Source organism: Streptomyces sp. IBSBF 2435 (assembly GCF_036815005.1).
Classification (GTDB): domain Bacteria; phylum Actinomycetota; class Actinomycetes; order Streptomycetales; family Streptomycetaceae; genus Actinacidiphila.
Map to the genome: position 1 here is coordinate 1 of NZ_JAJSYW010000086.1, position 21,148 is coordinate 21,148.

The 21,148-nt window shown below is 71.7% G+C and carries 23 protein-coding genes and 3 pseudogenes; 13 read left to right on the forward strand and 13 right to left on the reverse strand.

Annotated elements, in window-relative coordinates; translation table 11 throughout:
• Nucleotides 1-123: 123 nt before the first annotated feature.
• Nucleotides 124-588, reverse strand: coding sequence for an NUDIX domain-containing protein (locus V7E46_RS18280; protein WP_333769403.1), 465 nt, complete (start codon nucleotides 586-588; stop codon nucleotides 124-126).
• Nucleotides 589-732: 144 nt separating this feature from the next.
• On the opposite strand from V7E46_RS18280, the gene V7E46_RS18285 reads away from it, so the two are divergent.
• Complete coding sequence (locus tag V7E46_RS18285; protein WP_333769404.1) at nucleotides 733-1,575, forward strand: AraC family transcriptional regulator; 843 nt, start codon at nucleotides 733-735, stop codon at nucleotides 1,573-1,575.
• On the opposite strand, the gene V7E46_RS18290 is transcribed toward V7E46_RS18285, so the two are convergent.
• From V7E46_RS18290 to V7E46_RS18305, 4 genes are all read right to left on the reverse strand, one after another.
• Nucleotides 1,504-2,727, reverse strand: a complete 1,224-nt coding sequence (locus V7E46_RS18290) for an MFS transporter (protein WP_333769405.1) — start codon at nucleotides 2,725-2,727, stop codon at nucleotides 1,504-1,506. The two genes, V7E46_RS18285 and V7E46_RS18290, sit on opposite strands and share 72 nt — an antisense overlap.
• 298 nt (nucleotides 2,728-3,025) lie before the next feature.
• Nucleotides 3,026-3,247: a hypothetical protein gene (locus tag V7E46_RS18295; RefSeq protein WP_329176457.1), complete on the reverse strand. Its 222-nt coding sequence runs from the start codon at nucleotides 3,245-3,247 to the stop codon at nucleotides 3,026-3,028.
• 251 nt (nucleotides 3,248-3,498) lie between these two features.
• The gene (locus tag V7E46_RS18300) at nucleotides 3,499-5,400 is read right to left on the reverse strand and encodes a TerD family protein (RefSeq protein ID WP_333769406.1); all 1,902 of its coding nucleotides are present in this window, start codon (nucleotides 5,398-5,400) and stop codon (nucleotides 3,499-3,501) included.
• A gap of 82 nt (nucleotides 5,401-5,482) precedes the next feature.
• On the reverse strand, nucleotides 5,483-5,968 hold the full coding sequence (locus V7E46_RS18305; protein WP_333769407.1) for a hypothetical protein: 486 nt from the start codon (nucleotides 5,966-5,968) through the stop codon (nucleotides 5,483-5,485).
• A gap of 103 nt (nucleotides 5,969-6,071) precedes the next feature.
• Between V7E46_RS18305 and V7E46_RS18310 the strand changes: the two genes are divergently transcribed.
• Together V7E46_RS18310 and V7E46_RS18315 are read left to right on the forward strand one after the other, a co-directional pair.
• Nucleotides 6,072-6,236, forward strand: a complete 165-nt coding sequence (locus tag V7E46_RS18310; RefSeq protein WP_333769408.1) for a hypothetical protein — start codon at nucleotides 6,072-6,074, stop codon at nucleotides 6,234-6,236.
• 396 nt (nucleotides 6,237-6,632) lie between these two features.
• Entirely contained in the window at nucleotides 6,633-7,535 is a 903-nt protein-coding gene (locus V7E46_RS18315; RefSeq protein WP_333769409.1) for a TIGR03619 family F420-dependent LLM class oxidoreductase, read from the forward strand.
• Nucleotides 7,536-7,919: 384 nt separating this feature from the next.
• Here the strand turns inward: V7E46_RS18315 and V7E46_RS18320 are convergent, their stop codons facing one another.
• Nucleotides 7,920-8,117 (reverse strand): hypothetical protein, encoded by a 198-nt coding sequence (locus tag V7E46_RS18320; RefSeq protein WP_333769410.1) that lies wholly within the window; start codon nucleotides 8,115-8,117, stop codon nucleotides 7,920-7,922.
• Nucleotides 8,118-8,171: 54 nt separating this feature from the next.
• The gene (locus V7E46_RS18325) at nucleotides 8,172-9,581 is read right to left on the reverse strand and encodes a hypothetical protein (protein WP_333769411.1); all 1,410 of its coding nucleotides are present in this window, start codon (nucleotides 9,579-9,581) and stop codon (nucleotides 8,172-8,174) included.
• A 116-nt stretch (nucleotides 9,582-9,697) separates the two neighbouring features.
• Here V7E46_RS18325 and V7E46_RS18330 point away from each other — a divergent pair, with 116 nt between their 5' ends.
• The 7 genes and pseudogenes from V7E46_RS18330 to V7E46_RS18360 all read left to right on the forward strand — a co-directional run.
• On the forward strand, nucleotides 9,698-10,984 hold the full coding sequence (locus V7E46_RS18330) for a molybdopterin-dependent oxidoreductase (RefSeq protein ID WP_333769412.1): 1,287 nt from the start codon (nucleotides 9,698-9,700) through the stop codon (nucleotides 10,982-10,984).
• Complete coding sequence (locus tag V7E46_RS18335) at nucleotides 10,981-11,454, forward strand: hypothetical protein (RefSeq protein WP_333769414.1); 474 nt, start codon at nucleotides 10,981-10,983, stop codon at nucleotides 11,452-11,454. The genes V7E46_RS18330 and V7E46_RS18335 overlap by 4 nt, the downstream gene beginning before the upstream one ends.
• 69 nt (nucleotides 11,455-11,523) lie before the next feature.
• Nucleotides 11,524-12,600, forward strand: a complete 1,077-nt coding sequence (locus tag V7E46_RS18340; protein WP_333769419.1) for an NAD-dependent epimerase/dehydratase family protein — start codon at nucleotides 11,524-11,526, stop codon at nucleotides 12,598-12,600.
• 41 nt (nucleotides 12,601-12,641) lie between these two features.
• Nucleotides 12,642-13,337 (forward strand): glycosyltransferase family 2 protein, encoded by a 696-nt coding sequence (locus tag V7E46_RS18345; protein WP_333769420.1) that lies wholly within the window; start codon nucleotides 12,642-12,644, stop codon nucleotides 13,335-13,337.
• Complete coding sequence (locus tag V7E46_RS18350; RefSeq protein WP_333769421.1) at nucleotides 13,334-13,963, forward strand: TIGR04282 family arsenosugar biosynthesis glycosyltransferase; 630 nt, start codon at nucleotides 13,334-13,336, stop codon at nucleotides 13,961-13,963. Before V7E46_RS18345 ends, V7E46_RS18350 begins: the two co-directional genes overlap by 4 nt.
• The gene (locus tag V7E46_RS18355) at nucleotides 13,960-14,631 is read left to right on the forward strand and encodes a class I SAM-dependent methyltransferase (protein ID WP_333769422.1); all 672 of its coding nucleotides are present in this window, start codon (nucleotides 13,960-13,962) and stop codon (nucleotides 14,629-14,631) included. The genes V7E46_RS18350 and V7E46_RS18355 overlap by 4 nt, the downstream gene beginning before the upstream one ends.
• A gap of 83 nt (nucleotides 14,632-14,714) precedes the next feature.
• Nucleotides 14,715-14,876: pseudogene (locus V7E46_RS18360) on the forward strand (cation:proton antiporter); the annotation flags it as partial.
• Nucleotides 14,877-15,545: 669 nt separating this feature from the next.
• Here V7E46_RS18360 and V7E46_RS33925 read toward each other — a convergent pair.
• Together V7E46_RS33925 and V7E46_RS18365 are read right to left on the reverse strand one after the other, a co-directional pair.
• On the reverse strand, nucleotides 15,546-15,815 hold the full coding sequence (locus V7E46_RS33925) for a peroxiredoxin family protein (protein ID WP_443054229.1): 270 nt from the start codon (nucleotides 15,813-15,815) through the stop codon (nucleotides 15,546-15,548).
• 73 nt (nucleotides 15,816-15,888) lie between these two features.
• A complete protein-coding gene (locus tag V7E46_RS18365; RefSeq protein WP_333769423.1) occupies nucleotides 15,889-16,464 on the reverse strand; it encodes a TetR/AcrR family transcriptional regulator in 576 nt (191 codons plus the stop codon).
• A gap of 86 nt (nucleotides 16,465-16,550) precedes the next feature.
• Between V7E46_RS18365 and V7E46_RS18370 the strand changes: the two genes are divergently transcribed.
• Nucleotides 16,551-17,420: an NAD-dependent epimerase/dehydratase family protein gene (locus V7E46_RS18370; protein ID WP_333769424.1), complete on the forward strand. Its 870-nt coding sequence runs from the start codon at nucleotides 16,551-16,553 to the stop codon at nucleotides 17,418-17,420.
• A 252-nt stretch (nucleotides 17,421-17,672) separates the two neighbouring features.
• Here the strand turns inward: V7E46_RS18370 and V7E46_RS18375 are convergent, their stop codons facing one another.
• Nucleotides 17,673-18,428, reverse strand: a complete 756-nt coding sequence (locus V7E46_RS18375) for an ATP-binding protein (RefSeq protein ID WP_333769432.1) — start codon at nucleotides 18,426-18,428, stop codon at nucleotides 17,673-17,675.
• A gap of 307 nt (nucleotides 18,429-18,735) precedes the next feature.
• Between V7E46_RS18375 and V7E46_RS18380 the strand changes: the two are divergent.
• Together V7E46_RS18380 and V7E46_RS18385 are read left to right on the forward strand one after the other, a co-directional pair.
• A pseudogene (locus V7E46_RS18380) lies at nucleotides 18,736-18,945 on the forward strand (helix-turn-helix domain-containing protein); the annotation flags it as partial.
• Nucleotides 18,946-19,312: 367 nt separating this feature from the next.
• A complete protein-coding gene (locus V7E46_RS18385) occupies nucleotides 19,313-19,519 on the forward strand; it encodes a hypothetical protein (protein WP_333769425.1) in 207 nt (68 codons plus the stop codon).
• A gap of 389 nt (nucleotides 19,520-19,908) precedes the next feature.
• On the opposite strand, the gene V7E46_RS18390 is transcribed toward V7E46_RS18385, so the two are convergent.
• The 3 genes and pseudogenes from V7E46_RS18390 to V7E46_RS33930 all read right to left on the reverse strand — a co-directional run.
• Complete coding sequence (locus V7E46_RS18390) at nucleotides 19,909-20,367, reverse strand: type II toxin-antitoxin system VapC family toxin (protein ID WP_333769426.1); 459 nt, start codon at nucleotides 20,365-20,367, stop codon at nucleotides 19,909-19,911.
• Complete coding sequence (locus tag V7E46_RS18395) at nucleotides 20,357-20,626, reverse strand: prevent-host-death protein (RefSeq protein ID WP_333769427.1); 270 nt, start codon at nucleotides 20,624-20,626, stop codon at nucleotides 20,357-20,359. Before V7E46_RS18395 ends, V7E46_RS18390 begins: the two co-directional genes overlap by 11 nt.
• Before the next feature lie 320 nt (nucleotides 20,627-20,946).
• Nucleotides 20,947-21,138: pseudogene (locus tag V7E46_RS33930) on the reverse strand (hypothetical protein); the annotation flags it as partial.
• Nucleotides 21,139-21,148: the final 10 nt, after the last annotated feature.

Here is a 21,148-nt window from a genome sequence, read left to right on the forward strand (position 1 = left end):
GGCCGCGAGGGATGGCGGCGGGCGGCACCGACGGGTGGCCGGGGGAGGGTGCGGCGCCCTGGCCGGCCGACGGCCTCCCCGGCGCTCCCGCCCGCGGGACTCGGCCCCTGAACCGGCGTGACGTCAGGCCTGCTCCGCGAGGCGGTCCAGGAAAGCCGCCTGCGCCTTGACGACGACCTCGCGCGCCGCGTCGAGCCCGAACCACGCCACCCGGTCCAGCTCCGGGAACTCGGCGGTGCGGCCCGAGCCGCGCGGCCACTCCATCGTGAAGGTGCCCGGCACCGCGTCCGCCGGATCGAGGTCGCCCTCCACCGCCCATACCGTCACGTGCTTGCCCCCGGACTGCACCACCTCGCCGAGCGGCAGCGGCGTACCCTCCGGCGCGGGCAGCCCCAGCTCCTCGCGGAATTCGCGGCGCGCCGCGTCCCAGGGCTCCTCGCCGCCCTCGTACTCGCCCTTCGGCACCGACCACGCCCCGGCGTCCTTGCGGGCCCAGTACGGGCCGCCCATGTGGCCGAGCAGTACCTCCACCCCGGAGCCGGTGCGGCGGAAGAGGAGCAGGCCCGCGCTGCGCTTGATGTCAGCCATGAGGCCAGTCTCCCGGTACGGGAACCGGATGACCGCGAGCACACCCCGGCTGTGGTCCGACGGGAGCCCTTCCGGACCCGTACCGCGCTCGCCCTCCGGCCCAGGGCGCGGAATAGCGCGCGCGGCCCGAACGCTTGCTGGTGCATGACGCTGGCGGAAGGGGCGGCCGGGCCCGGCAGCGGTGTGCGCGGCATGCCGACGTGGGACATGGTGGCAGTGACGGTCCGCCGGCTGGCGCCCGGGGAGCGGCTGGACGGGATGGACGGCGCGATCTGGGCGCTGGTCCTCGACGGCGACGCGCGGCTGGAGACCACGGCGGGCGCCGAGGGACTGCACACGGGGGACGCCTTCTACGTGGACGCCAGAAGCACGTACCGGCTCGTCGCGCTGACGCCGGCCGAGGTCGCGGTGGGCACGCTGCGGGCGGTCCCGCCGCTGCCGAGCCCGCTGGTGGCGCGGGACTTCGCGGGGAACAACCGCGGCATCGCCGAGCTGGTGCGGATCTGCCCGCTGGACCCGCGCCACGGCCAGCCGCTCTTCGCCGCCAGCTATGGCGGACTGATCCAGGCCGCGATGGCGCTGGTCCTCGACGCGAGCGCGCGGCAGGGCGCCGACCCGCGGCTCACCGAGCTGGTCTCGCTGCTCGACGCGCATCCCGGACGGCCCTGGACGGTGGAGGGCATGGCCCGGGTCGCCCATCTGTCCCGCTCGTCGCTGGGCGAGCGCTTCCGCCGCGAGCTCGGCCGCAGTCCCGCACAGGTGCTGCGGGAGGTACGGATGCGGCACGCCCGCGAACTCCTCGCCGGGACGAACCGGCCGGTCGAGCAGATCGCCTTCACCGTCGGGTACGGCTCGGCCGCGGCTTTCAGCCGGGCGTTCTCCGCCGACCACGGCAGCTCGCCGCAGGCGTGGCGCTCATGTCCGGGGCCCGCGCAGCAGCCCGAAGCCGACGCTGCCGGCCAGTGCGGCGGCGGTCCCGACGACTAGCGCCGCCCGGACCCCGCCTCCGTCGACCACGGCCCCGCCGATCGCCGACCCGGCCGTAATGGCCGCCTGGAAGGCCGTCACCTGCAACGACAGAGCCGACTCGACGCGCTTCGGCTCGGCGCGGGTCACCCACAGCTGGGTGGCGACCGGCACCATGTTGAAGCCGAAGCCCCATACGACGATCGCCACGGTCGCGGCGGGAAGCCCGGTGGTCGTCGCCAGCATCAGCAGGCTCACGCCCAGCAGGGCCGGCGCGGCGACCACGGCGAGCCCGAGGCGGCGGGCGAGCGCGCCGGCGGCGAGGTTGCCGGCCAGACCGCCCACGCCCCAGGCGAGCAGCAGCCAGGCCGTACTGCCCGCGGTGTTCCGCTCGATCACGAGCCGGATGTACGGGTAGGCGGCGAAGTTGCCGAGGGCCACCAGCGCGATGCAGCCCACCCCGGCCATCAGCCGGCGGTTGGCCAGCGCCTGCCGGAGCATGCCGAGCCCCGCTTCCGGCTGGGCCGGCACCGGCGGCAGGGTTGCCGCCACCGCGGACAAGGCCAGCACGCTCAGCCCCGCGGCCGACCAGAACACCGGCCGCCAGCCCACCGCGTCGCCGAGCACCGAGGACAGCGGCACGCCGATGATGGTGGCCGCGCTCACCCCCAGCGCCAGGCTCGTGGACACGACGTGGTCGCGCCCCGGCGCCGCGCGCGTGCCCGCCCCGAGCGCGAACGACCAGAAGCCGGCGATGGCGACGCCCAGCAGCAGCCGGCCCGCGAGCAGCAGCGGGAAGTTCGGGGTCACCGCCACCACCACGTTGGACAGCACGGCGGCGGCGAGCAGGCCGATCAGTACGGTCCTGCGGTCGGTGCGCGGCAGCAGCACGGCGATCGTGGGCGCGGTGACGGCGCCCGCGACCGCGGTCGCGGCGACGGCGAGGCCCGCGGTGCCCTCGCTGACGCCGACGTCCGAGGCCATGGCCGGCAGCACGCTCGCCGGCAGGAACTCGCTGGCCACCAGGGCGGCGATGCCCAGGGTGAGCGCCGCGACGGGCGCCCAGGCGGCGGCTCCGGCGGGGACGGCGCTTTTCGCGGACGAGCCGTCCGCGGCGGCACCGCCGGGCGCCGCCGCGGTCTCGGCGCTGGTCACATAGCCCTCAGAGGTCATACGGCCAGTCTCGTGCGCGCGGTACGCGGCGGCTTGACCGTTCGGCCGCTCTCCTTGATACCGAGGCCGGACCCGCCCGCCCGGCACGCACCGCGTCCCTGCTGCGGAAGGCGCCGACGTACCGCCTTCCGATCACCACCGCGCCCAGAGCCTTGCCCTGCCCGAAGCCAGGCGCCCGGAATGTGGCAGCGGCGGCGACGAAACCGCGGGACCGTCCAGGGCGGAGAACCGCGGCATCAGACCGATGAGAGGTCTTTACTTACGACACAGGTCCCAGCTGGGGCCGGGTGCGGCGACCCTACAGCTTGGTCATCTTGGCGTACGGGCTCAAGATCCGCATGCGCGCCGAGCTGAAATCCACGAGCGCGGCGACTCCGTCCTCGATGCCGACGACCCGGCCGAGGCCGTACACGTCATGTGAGACCTGGTCGCTCATGGCGAAGTGCTCGGGAGTCGGCGTGACCGGGGCCTTGAAGGGGCTGGTAGGCAAGCGACGCTTCGGTGCAGGAGGCTTTGTCATGGCTCAGTATGAGCCTACGCGTGCCCCGTTTGCTGTGGCCGTCGGCACAGATCCGTAATGGTGCAACCGCGATCACGCCACTGACCTGGGGTTTCGAGCTTTGGCGCGGCGAGATTCGACCGTGGGTCTCCACTGCCGAGAGTGGCTGACCTCCGCATCGCATCTGGCACGGTCGTGGGGCGGACCTCGGCCGCATCTGGCGGTGCGGGCTTCCCGACCCCGGCCGAAGCCCGACGCCGCGACGGAATCGGTCAGTCCTCGATGTCGACGCCGTAGCCGCGGGCCAGTGCGTCGAGGCCGTGGTCGTAGCCCTGGCCGATGGCGCGCAGCCGCCAGCGGGGACCGCGGCGGTAGATCTCGGCGAGAAGCAGGGTGCGTTCGGTCGTGGCGGCGTCTAGCGTCGCCTGGACGAACGGCTCCGCGCTCCTGTCGCGCGCCGCCGTGATCTCGACGGCACCTACGTCGCCGAAGGTCGCCGTCCCGTCGATGGCCGCGGCGATGGCCACCGTGCGGGCCGCCGGCGGAAGGCGGGAGAGGTCCGCGACGAGGGACTGCTCGGCCGGACCGTCGGTGGCGAGGCGGAGGCTGCCGTCCGGGTGCTCGGGGGCGCCGTAGAAGACGAAGTCCTCGTCGGCGACCACCTGTGCGTTCTCGCCGAGGACGAAGGCGACGACGTCGATCGCGATGCCGGTGCGCTGGGCCCAGGTCGCCGCGACCGTCCAGCACGGCACATCCCGGGTGTCGGCCAGGTCGGTGACGCCTCCCCGGGGCAGCACGAGACAGGCCGACGGTGGCCCGGCCTCGGCGGGAGCCGGCCCGGTGACGGGCGTGTCCAGCCATTCGGCGTCGTGCACCGCAAGGCCGAGCGCGGCGATCCGGGCCATGCGCCGGTCCGATTCCCCGCCGGGCAGCAGCACGACGTCGGTGACCCGCGCCGACAGGTTCACCGCGGCGGAGCCGCCGAGCGCGACGATCCGGCTGCGTACTCCGGCGGCTTCTCCGTGCGTTCCTCCCAGGACGAGCACCCGCCGCCCGGTCAGGGGCCGGCCGCCGGACCGGTCCCGCGGTGCGAGCACCGGGCGGGAGTCCGCCCGGCCGATGGCACCTGGCCGGGGGCGGCCGACAGGGCCCGGGGCCTCCTGCGCGGGTGGCTGCGGAACCGCGGGACGCCCCGACCGTACAGGTGCCTCGAGCGTCGGAGGCGCGGCCACCGTCGGCACGGGTCCGGTGGTGTGCGCCGTGCCGGCCCGCACCTCCGTCAGGAGCCGCAGGAACGTGTGCTCGTCGACGACGGGAACGCCCTCAGCGGCGGCACGGCGGAACTTGGCCGAATCCGCGTTCCGGTCGTTGGCGACGAGCACGCTCGTGTGGCGGCTGACCGATGTCATCACGTTGAGGCCGGCCCTGACGGCGCGGGCGACGAGTTCCGGGCGCGAGACGGCGGTGTCGCCCGTGATGGCGACCTTCATCCCCTGCTGCAAAGGACCGTCCTGAGGCATGCGGCCGGGGTTGCGGAAGGCACAGGGAGTCTTCGGGGGATTCAGCGCGATGTGCGTCCCCTGGCGTGGTGGGCACGGCACCAGGGGCAGCGGAAGGTCCAGCCGGGCCGCCGCATCCAGCGAACCGCGCAGGATTCCGGACAGCACGCGCACATCGTCCAACGCGTCATGGGCGCGTACTTGGCGCACCCCGTAGTGGGCGGCGAGCGTGCTCAGCCGCATGTCTCCGGTGGGCGGTGCCACGCGGCGATTGAGCGCGAGTGTGCAGAGCCGCTGGGTGACCGGCATCCAGAGCCTGGCCCGGGCGAACTCGTGCGCGAGGAAGTCGTAGTCGAACTGGGCGTTGTGAGCCACCATGACGCGGTCCTGCATCATGGCGCCGATCCGTCCGGCCACCTGCTCGAAGGTCGGCGCGCCACGCAGCCGCTCGGCGGTCAGCCCATGTATATGTACCGGGCCCGGATCGCAGCCCGGGTTCAGCAGCGTTGAGAACTCGGCGGTTTTCTCGCCATCCGGCCCCAGCGTCAGGACCGCGAGCGACAGCACGCGGTCCTGATGGGCCCGTAACCCGGACGTCTCCACGTCGACCAGAGCCCAGTCGAAGGCGTAGTCACCGGTGTCCAGGGGGCGTTGGGGGATCATGGCCGACGTCATGGCCACAGCGTGGCCCGGTGTATGCGGCTTCTCAACCGGTTCCGGCCAACTGGCCGTACGGGCGCGGGACCTCCTGCGCATGTCAGGGCAGGAGCGTTGTCGGCTGCCGCGGTTGGTGGATGCCGGGATCCGCTACGGCAGTCGGCGGGGTCGCCGGACCGGTCCCAGTGGTAGGCCCCTCGGCGAGGGCGGCGGCTCGAATACGGTCCCCGAGGCCGGCGAACGTCACAGGTGGTCCTGCGGCCTTGCGGACTGTGTTGAGCCCGAGGCTGACGGCGGCCAGTTCTTCCAGCGCGGCACGTGGGAGGACGTAGAAGTCCCACTGGGCGGTGTCGAGCGGGTCGTAGAGAGCGGGTTCGCGGGCGGTCTCGACGGCGAAGACGTAGACGTCGGCGTTGTACGAGGCAGCGGGAGCGTAGCCGCCGTCCGGTGTCCAGAAGCGGGCGCGCAGACCGCTGAATCGGATGTCGGACGGGCCCTGCTGGTCCCAGGCCTGGAGGTAGCCGCTCGCCTTGACTTCGATACGAAGGCCGCGGTCGGTCTCGACGTCGTGACTGGCCCACTCCACCCGGGGCCGGTGCGAGCCGACGGCGCGGGATTATGGTCGTGAGTCGACGCCCCTGGTCGCCGGTGGCGACGTCGATCGGGTCCGACAGGCACTTCTTCGCGGCTTGTTCGATGGCGGCTTTGGCGGGGTCTTCGGCTGCGGCGCGGGCGCCGTTTTTGGCGGCTTGTTCTGCGGCGTTTTTTGCGGCGTCTTCGGCTGCGGTTTTGCCTGCGGCGCTGCCGCCGTCGGTGGCGATGGCGAGGAGGATGTTGCCGATGAGGCGGCCTGATGCTTCGGAACCGTCGGTGCCCCAGCCGGTGCCGAGGATGCGCGGAGTGGGTCGGACGCCGCGGCGGTGGCAGCCTGCGGAGGGAGGGCTTGCACCGCTGGATGCGCGAGCGGGTGGTCCGGAGCGGAGCCGGTGCGAGCGGCCTGACCATCGAGGCACCGCCCGGCGGAATGCCCACGGAAGCGTTCGGCTGGCGCTCGGTGTTCGCGGCCCGTCAAGATCCTTGTGGTGGCCGCACGGTCGCGGGGCAGGAGGGGGCGGAGAGGATCGAGCGAACGTCGGCCGGACACCACCGACGTGCTGACGCCGCGTCAACGAACCGCGCCGTCCGTACGTTCCGGTCCGGTTCGGCGCAAGCGATGCGAACGCACGGAAGACGTGGAATCGGAGGACTTGGTGAAGATCGGATTCGCGCTGCCGCAGTTCCATCAGCAGGCGTTCGAGGTCGCGAGGGTGGCCCAGTTCGCCGTGGAGATCGAGTCGAGGGGCGGCGCCAGCCTGTGGGTGGGCGACCGCAACCTGGCCGCGGTCCACCCGCGTATCGGCTACGGGGGCCAGGGGAACACCATTCCCGAGGAGTTGAATCCGGCAGCGGATCCCTTCGTGCTGCTGGGGGTGGCGGCGAGCGCGACGCACCACGTCGCGCTGGGCACCCATGTGCTGGTGGCTCCGCTCTACCCGCCGGTTCAGTTGGCCCGATCGCTGACGACGATCGACCTGGTCAGCGGTGGTCGCCTGTTGCCAGGCTTCGGCGTGGGCTGGTCGCCGGAGGAGTACGAGGCCGCCGGCCTGGACTTCACCCGGCGTGGTGCACGGATGGACGAGCTTCTCGACGCCCTCGAAGCGATCTGGACGGAGAACCCGGCCGCCTACCGGGGAACGCAGCTGTCCGTTCCCCTGCACCATGCGCCGCTCAAGCCTGCCCGCCTGCCCCGCCCCCCTCTCTATCTCGGCGGCAACTCCAAGCGTGCCCTGCGGCGCGTCGGCGAACGCGCAGACGGATGGCTGCCGTTCTGCGTCGTCCCGAGCTGGCTCGACATCGACGGCCTCAACCAGCAACGAGCGGTCATCGACGCCGCGGCGCGCGAGGCGGGACGTGACCCCGCGGCCATCGACAGCATCCTGCGTGTCAACATCGACGCCGGCACATCTTCGGACGAGGTGTCGACGGCCATCAAGAACGTGCGGGAAGGTACCGGCATCGATCACGTGATGGTCGACACGACCTACAGCGATGAGAGCGTCGATCAGGCGCTGCGGCGCGCGTCCCAGATCCTCGACGGCTTCCAGCAGAGCTGACAGCGCCAGCAGCGGACCACCAGGGGCTACAGATCCGGCAGCGTCGCGGTCTGCGGCATCTTCGCGAGCTCGCTCCAGTCAAGACGGCAGCAGCCACCAGCGCGAGGACGTGGGCCAAAGCGTGCCGTATCCCGCGCGGACACCGGGCGTCGGGCACCTGCGCAGGGCACGCCAGCAGGTTCAAGCGCTCGTCGGGATGGACCGCTTCTCGCTGACGAGCTGGTCAACGACAGGGGGAATCGGAAAAGATGCAGGTGAAGGCACGGTCTTCCGCAGGGTTCATGGGAACCAGACACTCACATGATCTTGGAATTCGGTGCCTGCTCCGTTTCACCCAAGCGCCACGACCTCGCGTGCTGCACAGACGAGGATGATCCCGAACCATCAGGCACCGTCGACCAGGCCCCCGTTGACGGCCCTCGCCCAGAGCCGGTGCCGCCACTCGTTGGCGTCAGGAGCCGGCTGGGCGGTCAGCACTGGATTCGGCCCCGTCTCGATGAGGTGCAACAGCGTCCAGGCGGCGCCGTAGCAATCGTCCGGTCCGAAGCAGACGAGCAGGGATCGGGCCTCCTCTCCCGTCACTGGTGGGGAAATCGCCGTGAGCTGGTTGCCGCGTCGTTCGATAAGGGCGCCGGATCACCAGACGGTCAGCAGGAGGTGGTTGACGAGCAGGGCGGCCAGCGCCTGGGCCGCCAGCCAGCGACGATGGTCCCGGTGCGGCAGGAAGGCGGCGGTGGAGGTGAGCCAGAGGGCGAAGGGCAGCCAGATTCGTTCGGTCTCGGCCTTGCTCAGCCCGGACACGTCGGCCGCGAGGATCGCGAGCAGGAAGCCGCACGGCAGCAGCACGGCGGCCAACGCCGGGGCATTGTGCTGCCGCCCGTCCCGCAGGGCCCGGGGAGCGGCGGCGAGAGCGCGGCGCAGCCCCGCCACTGAGGCGACCCCTGCCGTCGCGACAACAGTGGCGAGATCCCCGAAGAACCAGTAGCGGTAGGGCCGGATACCGCCGTAGCCCTGGTAGTAGCGGGTCCGCAGCAGCCCGTATGCCTCCCACCAGTTGAAGCCCGCGGCGGTGAAGGCGGCCACGACCGCCACGACTCCGAGGACCAGGTACGGCAGCGGGCGCAGGGTGCGCGTGCAGAGCAGGATCGCGGCGGCGGGTACCACGAGCAGGACGAGCCCGTAGGAGAGGTAGGCGGCCGCGCCGAACAGGAGCCCGCTGCCGAGGCCGGCCACGGCTGTCCGCACGGGCGAGGTGCGGGTGGCCGCAACGGCGAGCAGTGCCAGCGCCCACGCGGCGACCGCGGCGAAGTAGCCGTCGGCGGATACTCCCACCCAGACGGCGCCGGGGGCGAGGACGACGAAGGGGGCCGCGGCCCGTGCCCGCTCCTCGCCGGTGAGGACACGCAGCGTGAGCAGTATGGCGGCTGCCAGCGAGGTGCCGGCGGTGATGCAGAAGGTCCCGGCGACCGCGCCGCCGCCCAGGCCTATCCGGTCCAGGCCGACGAAGGTCAGGACGGCGCCGGCGGGATGGCCGGCAATGTGTGTGGGCCAGTTGTCCGGTGAGTGCAGCAGGATATGGCCGGTGAACCCGCGCAGGGCCGGCCCGAGGTCGTCGAAGCGTCGTACGCCCGCCAGGTATTCCGATCTCCTCGTCAGCCGACCGGCGACACCGCGTTGCCAGCCGTCGACCAGGGCCAGTGCCCAGGTCCAGGCCATCGCGACCGCCCATGCCGATCCCAGCAGTGCCCGCCACGGCAGACGGGCCGCCAGGCTGGGGCCATAGGCGACGACGAGCACGGCCACAGCCACCGCGAAGGGCGTGCCGGGGCCGGCGTGCGGCATCCACCGCGCCTCCAGCGGAGGGAACGGCGAGCGGAGCAGGTAGCTGTCGCGCTGGAGGTAGCCGCCGATGCCGGCCATCGCCAGGAAGAACAGGAGTCCCGCGGCGCCGGCGGCGAGGTCCCACCGCCTATGACGGGGGGCGTCCGGGGCGTCGCCGGCTGTCTCGGGCGGTGCGTCGCGCAGGGGGAGGGGCCAAAGGGTCACCTGTCGCACCTTAGGGACGCCGCGACAGGTGATCCCGGCGTCGCGGTACGACGTCAGACTTTCGTCACTATTTCACCTGCCGGAAGACCCGTGGGCCGGACCTAGGGTCGGCAGGCATGAAAGTCCCTTCGCGCCTTCCGGCGGGCCCCTGGCGCAGTCCGCTTCGCGGCCCGTGGCTGACCTCGGTCTTCGGCGTGGTCCTGCTCGTCGGCATTCCGCTGGTCTTCGTCACCGGACTGCTGTCGTACGCCGCGTACAACCCGGACCTCTCGCGGGTCAACGACCGGACCCCGGACAAGGGCCTGCTGGGCTTCTACCTGTTCTCCTGGCCGACGCACCCGTACTGGCTCTACCGGGTCACCCAGGGTGTGCACGTCACGCTGGGGATCATGCTGGTGCCGATCCTGCTGGCCAAGCTCTGGTCCGTGGTCCCGAAGCTGTTCTCGCTGCCGCCGGTCAGGTCGGCCGGCCACGCCCTGGACCGGCTCTCGCTGCTGCTGCTCGTCGGCGGGGGACTGTTCGAGTTCGCCACGGGAGTGCTGAACTCCCAGGTCGACTACGTCTTCCCCGGATCGTTCTATCCCCTGCACTTCTACGGCGGCTGGGTGTTCTTCGGCGCGGTGCTCGCGCATGTCGCACTGCGGCTGCCTCGCACGGTCCGGGCGCTTCGAAGCCGCGGCTTCCGGGCCGAACTGCGCACCCCGACGTCACGCACCCGTCCCGAGCCCGCCGACGACAGCGGACTCGTCCCCGCGCACCCGGCGCAGGCGACGATGTCGCGGCGCGGGGCGCTGGGCATGGTGGGGCTCGGTTCCCTGGCGCTGTTCGTGGTGACCGCCGGGCAGAGCATCGGCGACCCGTTCCGGGAGACGGCCCTGCTCGCTCCGCACGGTCGCCGCCCAGGGCGGGGACCCAACGGCTTTCCGATCAACAAGCCCGCCGTCACCGCGCACATCCGGCCGCAGGACCTCGGCGAGGCGTGGCGGCTCACCGTCCGCGGTGACGGCCGCAATACCACGCTGACGCTCGACGAGCTGCGGGAACTCGCCCAGCACGGTGCCGCGTTGCCCATCGCCTGCGTGGAGGGCTGGTCCACCGACGACCAGCACTGGGAAGGGGTCAGGCTGCGGGACCTGGCTGCGCTCGTCGGCCACGGCGGTGATCCACCGGGGGTCTTCGTGGAATCGGTGCAACCCGCCGGTGCCTTCCGCGCCGTCGCGCTGCGCTCCAACCAGGTGGGCGACCCGCGCTCCCTGCTGGCCCTGCGCGTCAACGGCGCAGAACTCTCCCATGACCACGGTTACCCCGCCCGGATCATCGTTCCGGGCGCCCCTGGCGTGATGAACACCAAATGGGTCCGGCAACTCACCTTCGGTGCGACGGACTTCGAGGACCGCGCATGAGACGGCTGCTGCGCGGACTCTACGGCGAGCCGCCGCTGCACCTGGTGGTGCTGCTCGCCTCGTTCGCCCTGTGCGGGTATGCCTTGGCCCGGCTGCTGGCGGGCGACTGGTGGGGGATCGTGAAATGGTCCGCCGGAGCCGCCCTCCTCCACGACCTCGTGCTCGTGCCGCTGTACGGCGGCGCCGACTGGTTGCTGCACAAGGCCGTCCGAGGCCGGCGGCCGCGGTCGGAGTTCCGGATCGCGGTGGTGAACCACATCCGAGTACCGGCCGTCCTCTCCCTGCTGCTGCTGCTCGTCTACTGGCCGCTCATCTCCCAGGACTCCGGACCGACCTACCGTGCCGCGACGCTGCTGTCCCCCGGTGTCTTCCTCGGCAGATGGCTGATGATCGCCGCCGGGCTCTTCGCCCTCTCCGCGCTGCTCCTCGCCCTGCGCAGGTGGCGGGCCTCCAGACCGCCGCGCCCGTGAATCCTTACGAACCTGTGGCGGCCGGGCTCAAACCGGCCGTTGGGGCGGCACGAATCCTAGGGTCGCCGCATGCGCGTACTTGTCACCGGCGGGGCCGGCTTCATCGGCTCGCAGATCGTCGCCGCCCTCGCCCTGCACGGACACGAGCCGGTCGTCCTCGACGCACTCCTGCCGTCCGCCTACCTCGTTCCGCCGCCCCGGCCCGCCGAGGCGGCCGGATGGTTCCACCGGGACGTCCGCGACCGGCAAGCTGTTGCGGCGGCCCTGCACGGTGTCGACGCCGTCTGCCACCAGGCGGCCATGGTGGGGCTCGGCAAGGGCTTCGCCGATGCCTCCGAGTACGTCAGCTGCAACGACCTCGGAACGGCGGTGCTGCTGGCCGCGATGGCCGACACCGGAGTTTGCGACCTGGTGCTCGCCGGATCGATGGTCGTCTACGGCGAGGGCCGGTACGACTGCGCGCGGCACGGCCGGGTGGCACCGGGTCCCCGGGATGGCGCCGACCTCGCCGCCGGGCGGTTCGAACCCCACTGTCCGCGGTGCGGCGAGCCGCTGGCTCCGGGCCTGGTCGGCGAGGACACCCCCGCCGACCCGCGCAACGTCTACGCCGCCACCAAGCTCGCCCAAGAACACCTGGCGTCCTCCTGGGCCCGGGCCACCGGCGGCCGCGCCATCTCCCTGCGGTACCACAACGTCTACGGACCCGGCATGCCGCGCGACACCCCGTACGCCGGCGTCGCCTCGTTCTTCCGCTCCTCGCTGGCCCGCGGCGAGGCGCCGCGGGTCTTCGAGGACGGAGGCCAGCGGCGGGACTTCATCCACGTGCGGGATGTCGCGGCGGCCAACCTCCTGGCTCTGGAGGCGGTTTCCGCAGCCGACCCCGGCACCTTCCGCGCGTACAACACCGGCAGCGGCACCCCGCACACCGTCGGGGAGATGGCCGCGGCACTGGCGGAGGCATGCGGCGGCCCCCCACCCCGGATCACCGGCGAATACCGCCTCGGCGACGTCCGCCACATCACCGCCTCCTCCGAACGCCTGCGAACGGAACTCGGCTGGCGTCCGCGCATCCCCTTCGCCGACGGGGTCGCGGATTTCGCCCTCGCCCCCCAAAGGGCGGTCCGGGCACCCGCCGCGACCTCTTGACCCGAAGCGTCCCATTCTTCCGAGTCCGACGGGAACCGACCATGATCCCCCTCACCGCCGACGTCGTACTGCCCTGCCTGGACGAGGCGGACGCCCTGCCCTGGGTCCTCAGCCGGATCCCCCCAGGATGGCGGGCCGTCGTCGTGGACAACGGATCGAGCGATGGATCGGCGGCTGTCGCGGCCGAACTCGGCGCGACCGTCGTGTGCGAGCCGCGAAGGGGCTTCGGAGCTGCCTGCCACGCCGGACTGCTCGCCTGCACGGCGGAGTTCGTCTGCTTCTGCGACTGCGACGCCTCGCTGGACCCGGCTCTGCTGCCGGCCTTCGTGCGACAACTGGGCGACGGCGACGCCGACCTGGTCCTCGGCCGACGTCGGCCCGCCGCACGCCGGGCATTCCCGCCGCACGCCCGCGCCGGCAACGCCGCCCTCGTGCGCATGCTCCACCGCCGCACCGGCGTGAGGCTGCGCGACCTCGGCCCCCTGCGGGCGGGCCGGCGGGAGGCGCTGCTCGGGCTCGGCCTCACCGACCGGCGCAGCGGCTACCCCCTGGAGATGGTGGTGCGGGGCGCCGATGCCGGATGGCGGATCACCGAGCGGGACGTGCCCTACCGCCCCCGTACCGGAACCTCCAAGGTCACCGGCACCTGGCGCGGGACCTGGCATGCCGTACGGGACATGAGGGCGGTGCTGGCCGCGCCCGCGCGCCCGCTCCCGTACGAGGCGGCCACGCGATGACGACCCTGATGGTGATCGCCAAGTCACCCGTCCCCGGCCGGGTCAAGACCCGCCTCACCCCGCCCTACACCCAGCAGGAGGCCGCCGCGCTCGCCGAGGCCGCGCTCGCCGACTCCCTGGCCGCCGTCCTTGCGACACCGGTGGACAGGCGGCAGCTCGTACTGGACGGCGACCCCGGGGAGTGGCTGCCGCCCGGCATGGAGGTCGTCCCGCAGACAGCAGGAGGGCTCGACGAGCGGCTGGCCGCCGCCTTCGCCGCGTGCGACGGACCGGCCCTGCTCATCGGCATGGACACCCCGCAAGTCACCCCCGAACTGCTCGGGCAGGCCCTGCAGTCCGACCCGGACGGTGCTGACGCCTGGTTCGGGCCGGCAGTCGACGGCGGATTCTGGGCGATCGGCCTGGCCGTGCCCGATCCCGCCCTGCTGCGGGGAGTGCCCATGTCGACGCGCTCGACAGGAAGGGTCCAGCGCGCCCGGCTCGTCGCAGCAGGCCTGACCGTACGGGACCTGCCGACCCTGCGCGACATCGACACCGCCGCCGACGCCCGGATCGTCGCCGCAGAGGCACCCGGTACCCGCTTCGCCGCCGCCCTCGCCCGACTCGTCCCGCCGGGGGCCTGGTGAGCACCCCTCTCACCCTTCCCGACGCCCAGGCCTGGTCGACAGCCGACCCCTACGCCACCGCGCTGCGCACCGGCCGCGGCCCGCTCTTCCTGCACCGCGCCGACGGCTGGCTCCTCCCACTCGACGTCGAACGCTGGTGCGCGGCCCCCGATGCTGCCGACCGAGCCGTCATCGCCGCCTGCGCCGGGACCACTCTGGACATCGGCTGCGGCCCCGGGCGCATCGTCGCCGCCCTCGCCCGGCAAGGCCGCAACGCGCTCGGCATCGACATCAGCCCGACCGCGGTCAACCGCACCAGGGCCGCGGGCGGCACCGCACTCGTGCGCTCCGTCTTCGACCCCCTGCCGCAGGAGGGCCGCTGGCACACCGCACTTCTGATCGACGGCAACATCGGCATAGGCGGCGACCCCACCGCCCTGCTCACCCGGGCACGGCACCTCGTCCGCCCCGACGGCCTGGCGATCGTCGAAACAGCACCCCGCGGCATTGCCGACGACCTCGACGAGCGAACCCACGTCCGCCTGCACGATGGCACCGGAGCCCACGGCGCCACCTTCCCCTGGTCCCGGGTGGGCCCGTCCGCCCTCATCCGGCACGCCGACACGGTCGGCTGGGCCCCGGTCTCGTCCTGGACGACAGGCGACCGGAGGTTCGTCGTCCTCGGATGATGCCCTCCGGCCAGCCGGCCGTCGGGGGCGCCGACGTGACTCCGCCGCTGTGCCGCCGTCAGGACGTCACCGCTGACACGGCGCTGCCGCTGGTGGTGGCCGGTGTCGTACGGCTGCCGCTGCTGGGCGCGGAGCCGAAGTTGCAGCCTCCGCTGCCGCTGACCACCGGCGTGATCCTCTACGCCACCTGCCGTCTCACGCACGCGGACCCGTACCTGGCGGCATTCTCCGCGGATGCGGTGATGCGCGCACGTGTACGCGCCTCGCAGTAACCGACGGTGACGCTTGACGGTGGCGCACTGGACGCGGCACGGGACGAATGCCGGCAACCCAGCGCCTGCCGGGCGTCCTGGTGATCGACGCCGACGGAGCACCGTACGCGATCCTGCCGGCGTCCCGGCTGGTCGAACCGACGGTGCCCGCGTACGTCATCGAGGACCCCGCGCCGGCCGCCGCGGACGAGCCGCACGCCGACCGGCAGAGCCTGCCCCGCGAGCGGCCCCAACCGTTCCGGCTGCGCTACTTCGCCCTGCGACCTGGGCACCGGCGGTCGACGGACGCCCGCCCGCGTCGTGGCACGAAGTGCTCGGTTCCGCCTGGCAGTTGGTGCTCAACCTGGTCGGCATCGTCGTCGCGGGCCTTCTCACGATGCTCATCCGGAAACGGGCGCGGCACAAGCAACGCAAGCGCTCCGCGGCGACCGCGCGGCGCTGAGAACCGGTGCGGCCCGCGCACCCGCCCGCGCGGGCTGACGATTGTCCGACGGCCCCCCGGCGACCCGCGGCGACCCGCGCCGCCCCCGCGCACACGCCCGCGCGGGCTGACGCATCCTCCCGAGGCTGGGAGGAAGCCGCCCGGCCCTCGATCAGTTCACGACGGGTTCTTTGGCGTACCTGATCAGGCCCGCGACGTCCTCAGGGACGAGCCGTCCGATGGCCGCCGTTGGAGTAGACCGCCACGACCACCTTGCCCTGGGGGCCGAGGGCCTCCTGGGCGCGCTGGAAGGCCCGCAGCTGGGTCCGGCAGTACGGGCACCAGGAGCCGCGGTTGCAGAGAACGACGCCGCACGCGCAGTGCCTGCCGAAGGCGGGGACATCCGCGGTCCGTTCCGATGCGGATCGTGCGCGGGGGCAGCCGCCCGGTGGTGACCGGGCGGCGGGTCCAGATGACGCTGCTCCTGGCAACGCCGGTCGGGACGATCGCGGCGGTCACCTCGACCAGCGCTGCGCCGGGCGCCGCACATCCCGGCCGGGCGGGTTATTCGAGCACGGACACAGCTGTCCTCAACTCGCCGAACACCTCTCGCGCGTACTCGACGAGAGCCCGCGGATCCGCCGCCGAGATCCACCGGTCGAACGCGCCGTAGAACGCACGCGCGCCCAGTTCGGCCGCCAGATCGGCGACGAGTCGCGGGACGCCGCGCGCGCGAAGCGCCTGCGCCAGCGCCTCGGAGAGCGCCGCCCGCTTGGCGGCGGAGCGCTCCCGCAGCTCCGCACTGTTGGCTATGACCGTTCGAAGCCGCCGCCCGATGTCGCGGCGGTCCTCCGTGAACGAGGATGCGAGTTCGTCCAGCGCCAGCTGGACCATCTCCAGAGGCGTCGCCGATTCGGGCGCCTCCGCGACCGCTTCGGCCATGATCCGGCTGTGGATCTCCTGCCCGGAGAACAGCACCTCGCGCTTATCGGTGAAGTGCCGGAAGAACGTGGTCTTGGTCAGCCCTCCAGCCCGCTCGGCGATCTCGTTGACCGTCGTCGCCTCGTATCCCTGCTCGGCGAACAGTTCGACCGCGGCGCGGATCAGCCGTTCCCGTGCGTTCGGTTCCCATCGAGCCATGGGGGCAATCCTAGGTGATGTGACTTGGTAACGTCACCGTGCTACGGTGACGTTACCAAGTCACATCACTTCCCGGGGAGATCCTCGTGCGCATTTTCGTCACCGGTGCCAGCGGCCACATCGGTTCCGCCGTTGTCCCTGAGCTCATCCACGCAGGTCACGACGTCGTCGGCCTCGCACGTTCCGACGAGGCGGCCGCGACCGTCATGGCGATGGGCGCCGAGGCCCGCCGTGGGAACCTGACCGACCTCGACGGTCTGCGCGAGGCTGCCCGCAACGCCGACGCGGTCGTTCACCTCGGCTTCCAGCACGAGGGCATCGCGTCCGGCCGTTTCGCCGAGGTCGCCGCGCAGGACGAAGAGGTCGTCCACGCCGTCTGCGGCGAACTCGTCGACACCGGCAAGGCCTTCCTCGGCATCGGCATGGGCCGCGTCGAGGACCTCGTGAACCACTGGAATCCCCGCGCCAAGGTCGCGCTCACCATCCACGGGTACGCCGACCGCGGCGTGCGCACGGTCCTGGTCGCGGTCCCGAACGTCACGCACAGCAAGCGCGACCGGCACGGGTTCATCCCGCAGTACCTCCGGATCGCCCGTCAGACCGGCGTCGCCGGTTACGTCGGTGACGGCGCCAACACCTGGGCCGCGGGCCACACCCTCGACGTCGCCCGCGTCTGGGCGCTCGCGGTGGAGAAGGCCCCGTCCGGCTCGCAGGTCACCGGCGCCACCGAGGCCGGCGTCCCGGTCCGTACCGTCGCCGAGTCCGTCGCCCGCCATCTGGGCATCGAAGCGGTCAGCATGTCGGCGGAGCAGGCAGCCGAGCACTTCAAGGCATTCCCCTTCATCGGCATCGACGTCAAGATGCCGAACGAGGCGACCCGCGAACTGCTCGGCTGGGAACCGGCCCACCCCACCCTGCTCGCAGACCTCGACGCGGGCTTCTACTTCAATCGCTGAGCCGCAAGGAGTCCGGCGACGCGTCATCGGGTTGGTGGCGGCGGGTGGTGTCCGGGCTGAGCTGGTCAGTGTCGGTGGCAGGCGGGGTCCGGAGGGTCTGGTGCTGGGGTCGGGCAGGTCGAGGCGTCACCCGATCGCGCACCGGCCCCGGCCGGGCCCCCGGTGCAGAGGCCGAGGAAGAGTTCGACGCTTCCGCCGGGGCTGGGAAAGGGCAGGTCCAGGAGAGTGGCCACGCCTGGGGCCGTGAAGTCGTCACCGAGTCTGTCCCGCAGTGCTCTGAGGCCGCTCGGTGGACCAGGAACACGGCCTGGAGCAGGCCGATGTAGTCCGCGCGACGCTGCCTTCCAGTCCCACGGCGTCGGCTACATGGCTGATGTTGAGGACCTGCGCCGTCTGGCCGACGAGCCGCCGCAGAATCTGTGGGAGTACCTGGCGCTGGCGGACCTTGCGGATCTCCAGGACGTCCCTCTCCAGGACGAGGGTGACGAAGTCGCGGAACCATCGATCGCGCGAGCGTCCTGCTGGACGTGCCAGTGCCAAAGGGAAGCCGCCGGTCAGGACGATCCGCTCGTAGTCCGCCCTTGAGGCATCGGTGGGCTCGGCGCTGATCAGTGCGGTGGGGTCCGAGACCAGGGCGTCGAGGGCGGTTTCGCGCCGAGCGAGCAGTTCGCCCTGGGAAAGGGGCCACATCGTGGCGACGTGGGCGCGTCCGGTCAGGGACTGGCTGGCCGCGGGCAAGGTCTCGTATCGGGTGGACCCGGTCAGCAGGTAGCGACCCGGTCTGAGGTCCTGGTCGAGCTCAGCCTTGATCGAGTCCAGGAGGGTGGGAACGTGCTGGAACTCGTCGACGCAGACCGGAACGGGGCGATCGGCGCTCACGAACAGTCCGGGGCCCGCTGTCACCGCGCGACGGGTCGCGATCTCGTCGAGATCGACTACGTCGACGCCGTGCGCGGCTGCGCAGGCAGCCAGCAGAGTGCTCTTGCCGACGGTTCGGGCACCCGTCAGGCGATGACCGGCTCCTCCTGGAGAAGCTCACTGATGACGGCCGTGAGGTGCCGTTCGACCAGGTCAGGGTGTTCTACGACCATAATCATCTCCTGGGAGCTCACGGCGATCAGGGGCCACTATGCCGGATCTGCCGTCCCGCAGTGCCAGAATCGACGCCCCTGTTTTGCCAAATCGGCCGCACGTTCGTACCCCGGATCGGCTGTTATCCCGGGTGCCCGGAGACGCCGGCGGACACGGACGCGACTGGTCGGGCCGCCGCCTTGGGCAGTGCCGCACGCATCCCGCCAAGGGGGGCTTCGTCCGCATCCCGCTACCGGAACACCGGGCCGCCCTGTGGACGGACGCTGCTCGCGCCTACAGCCAGCAGGGCCGCCTCGCTGACGGCTACCAGGCGCTGCGCATCGCCGAGAGCTGCGCCGCCCGGGACGTACGCCGACCCGCCGTGCGCGAGCTGGTGGCCGACATGGCTGCGCGTGACCGTCGTCGTACCCTGCCGGAACTGCGTCACTTCGCGGTCCGCACTGCTTATACGGAAAGCGCGCGAGCGGACACTCTGTGTGCATGGCGCATCGTCGGCGGCAGCGCCCGACCGGTTTGGTCTTCCGGAGACACGTCGACGGAACCCGCGTGGGGAGCGGCCCGATGACGCATGCGGAAAGCGACGACGAAGTCCCGGTCGTGGTGAGGCGGTGGCCTCACGGCGCCCGGTGTGTGGGACTTGCCCGGCGGGAAATGTGCCCGGAGCTGGCAGCCTGGGGACTGAACCGCCCTACGGAACCGCCGAGCTGGTCCTCTCGGAACCCATCAGCAACACGGTCCGGCACGCCCGCTCTCCTCGCGGATGCCAGATCGAGACGTGGTACGAGCGGACGTCCGGTGGTGTGCGCATCGAGGTGCACGACGCCAACGGCAACACGGACGGGGCCTTCCGGGGTCTTCTTCTCGCGGACGCTCTCACCGGCTCGCGGTGGGGTGTGAGCGAGCGCGATGGCGTGGGCAAGCGGGGATGGGCTGTTGTCACCACCAACGATCTCACCGCCCCGTCGGCGCCCGAGGTGCTCGGGGATGAGCGTCCTGGCGGAAGCTGAGGATGACGCACGGGGGCAGCGGCTTTCGAGCTGGCTCGGACAATTGATAAGTTTCGGATCGCTGATCCGGGACTTATCAACGGACGCGGGTGGTGGGTGTATTCGCGCTCCGCGATTCGTCGCCCAATGGCACACTTTTGGCACGCGACCCTCGAATTGGTCGAGACAAAAAACAAGCCCCAGGTCTTCGGCCTGGGGCCGTGCGATGGAGCGGATGACGGGAATCGAACCCGCGCTCTGCGCTTGGGAATCACAGGGACCTCGTCGGTATCCGCCCTGGTCAGTGGCCCGTTTCGCTCCGAAGCGCGCACGTTGCCGTGCCGTTGGTGACCATGGCTCTCCGCCCCGTACCGCTGTGCGTGGTGCGGATGTGGTGCGGCGGGCACTAGCTACCGGTCGTGGAGGATGGTGGGCCGGGTGACGGGTACGACGGTGAGGAGGCCGTCGAGGCCCGTGTAGTCCTCGGGGTTGGTGGTGAAGAGGGGGAGTTCTTCGGCGATGGCGATGGCGGCGATCATGAGGTCGGCGATGCGGCGGCGGGGTTTGCGGCCGGCTCCGATCACGGCTGCGCAGACCCTGCCGTATGTGCGGGCGGCTTCGGTGTCGAAGGGGATGGGGTCGAACTCGTTCTCGGCGCGTTGCAGGATGTCGAGGCGGCGACCCCGCTCCGCGTGCTCGTCGTAGTCGCTCTGCTCCTCGTTCCTGCGCACCTCGTGCGGACCCGCGGACAGTTCGGCCAGGGTGATGGCGCTGATCGCCACTTCGGCGGGGAGTTCCGCGGGGTCGATCCATTTGCGCAGGATGACGATGTCGGTGTCGAGCAGGCCCTGGGGGTACTCAGCGGGCATAGGGGTCGTCCATCCCCTGCTCGGCTGTGGCGTCCTGGTCGGCCCGAAACGCTTCGAGCGAGACGTCCGAGGCCGTGCGGGACATGGCGGCGAACTCCGAGCGCGGAACGAACCGCCGGCGCCGGCGCAGCGGGACGAGCTCCCCGATCTGGTGTCCGTCGCGGGTGACGGTGAAGGACTGCCCACCCTGGACGGCATCCATGATCTCTTTGGACCTGCTGCGCAGATCGCGCTGGGTGATCTCAGGCTGAGCTGTCATGGGTCCACGGTAGCACCTTGTAGCACGGTGTGCCGCGGTGGTATGCGGCCGGAGACAGCTGTCCGACTCGGCGAACAGAGTCGTCTCACGAGCGTCAGAGCGTGTCCGGGATCATGACCGACGTGATATTCCGCCGCCTCACCCGCAGGCGACCCGCCACATGCGAAGGCCCCCGCGGAGAAGATCGCTCCGTGACCCGTCTCAGACCCGCCCTCAGAAATCAGGCACTCCTGCGTCCTCCCCATCCTGCTCATTTGCGTGAAGTGAGAAGGCGGGGTGATCCCATATCTCCGGCGGCGACGGGTTGCCGGGCAACGGGCTCAGCTTCTCGGTGTGTCCTTGCGGCCCGGAGCAGAGCACGAAGGGACTGGTGGGCGGATGCATCGGTGCGGCGAGACGGGGGTCGGTGTGGTGCAGCCACCAGTTGGACAAGACGAGGGACCGTCGACCCGCAGGTACTCGAAGGCGCCCCACATTGCCCTGAGCAGGACGAGCGCCTCCGGATGCGTCCACCAGTCCGGG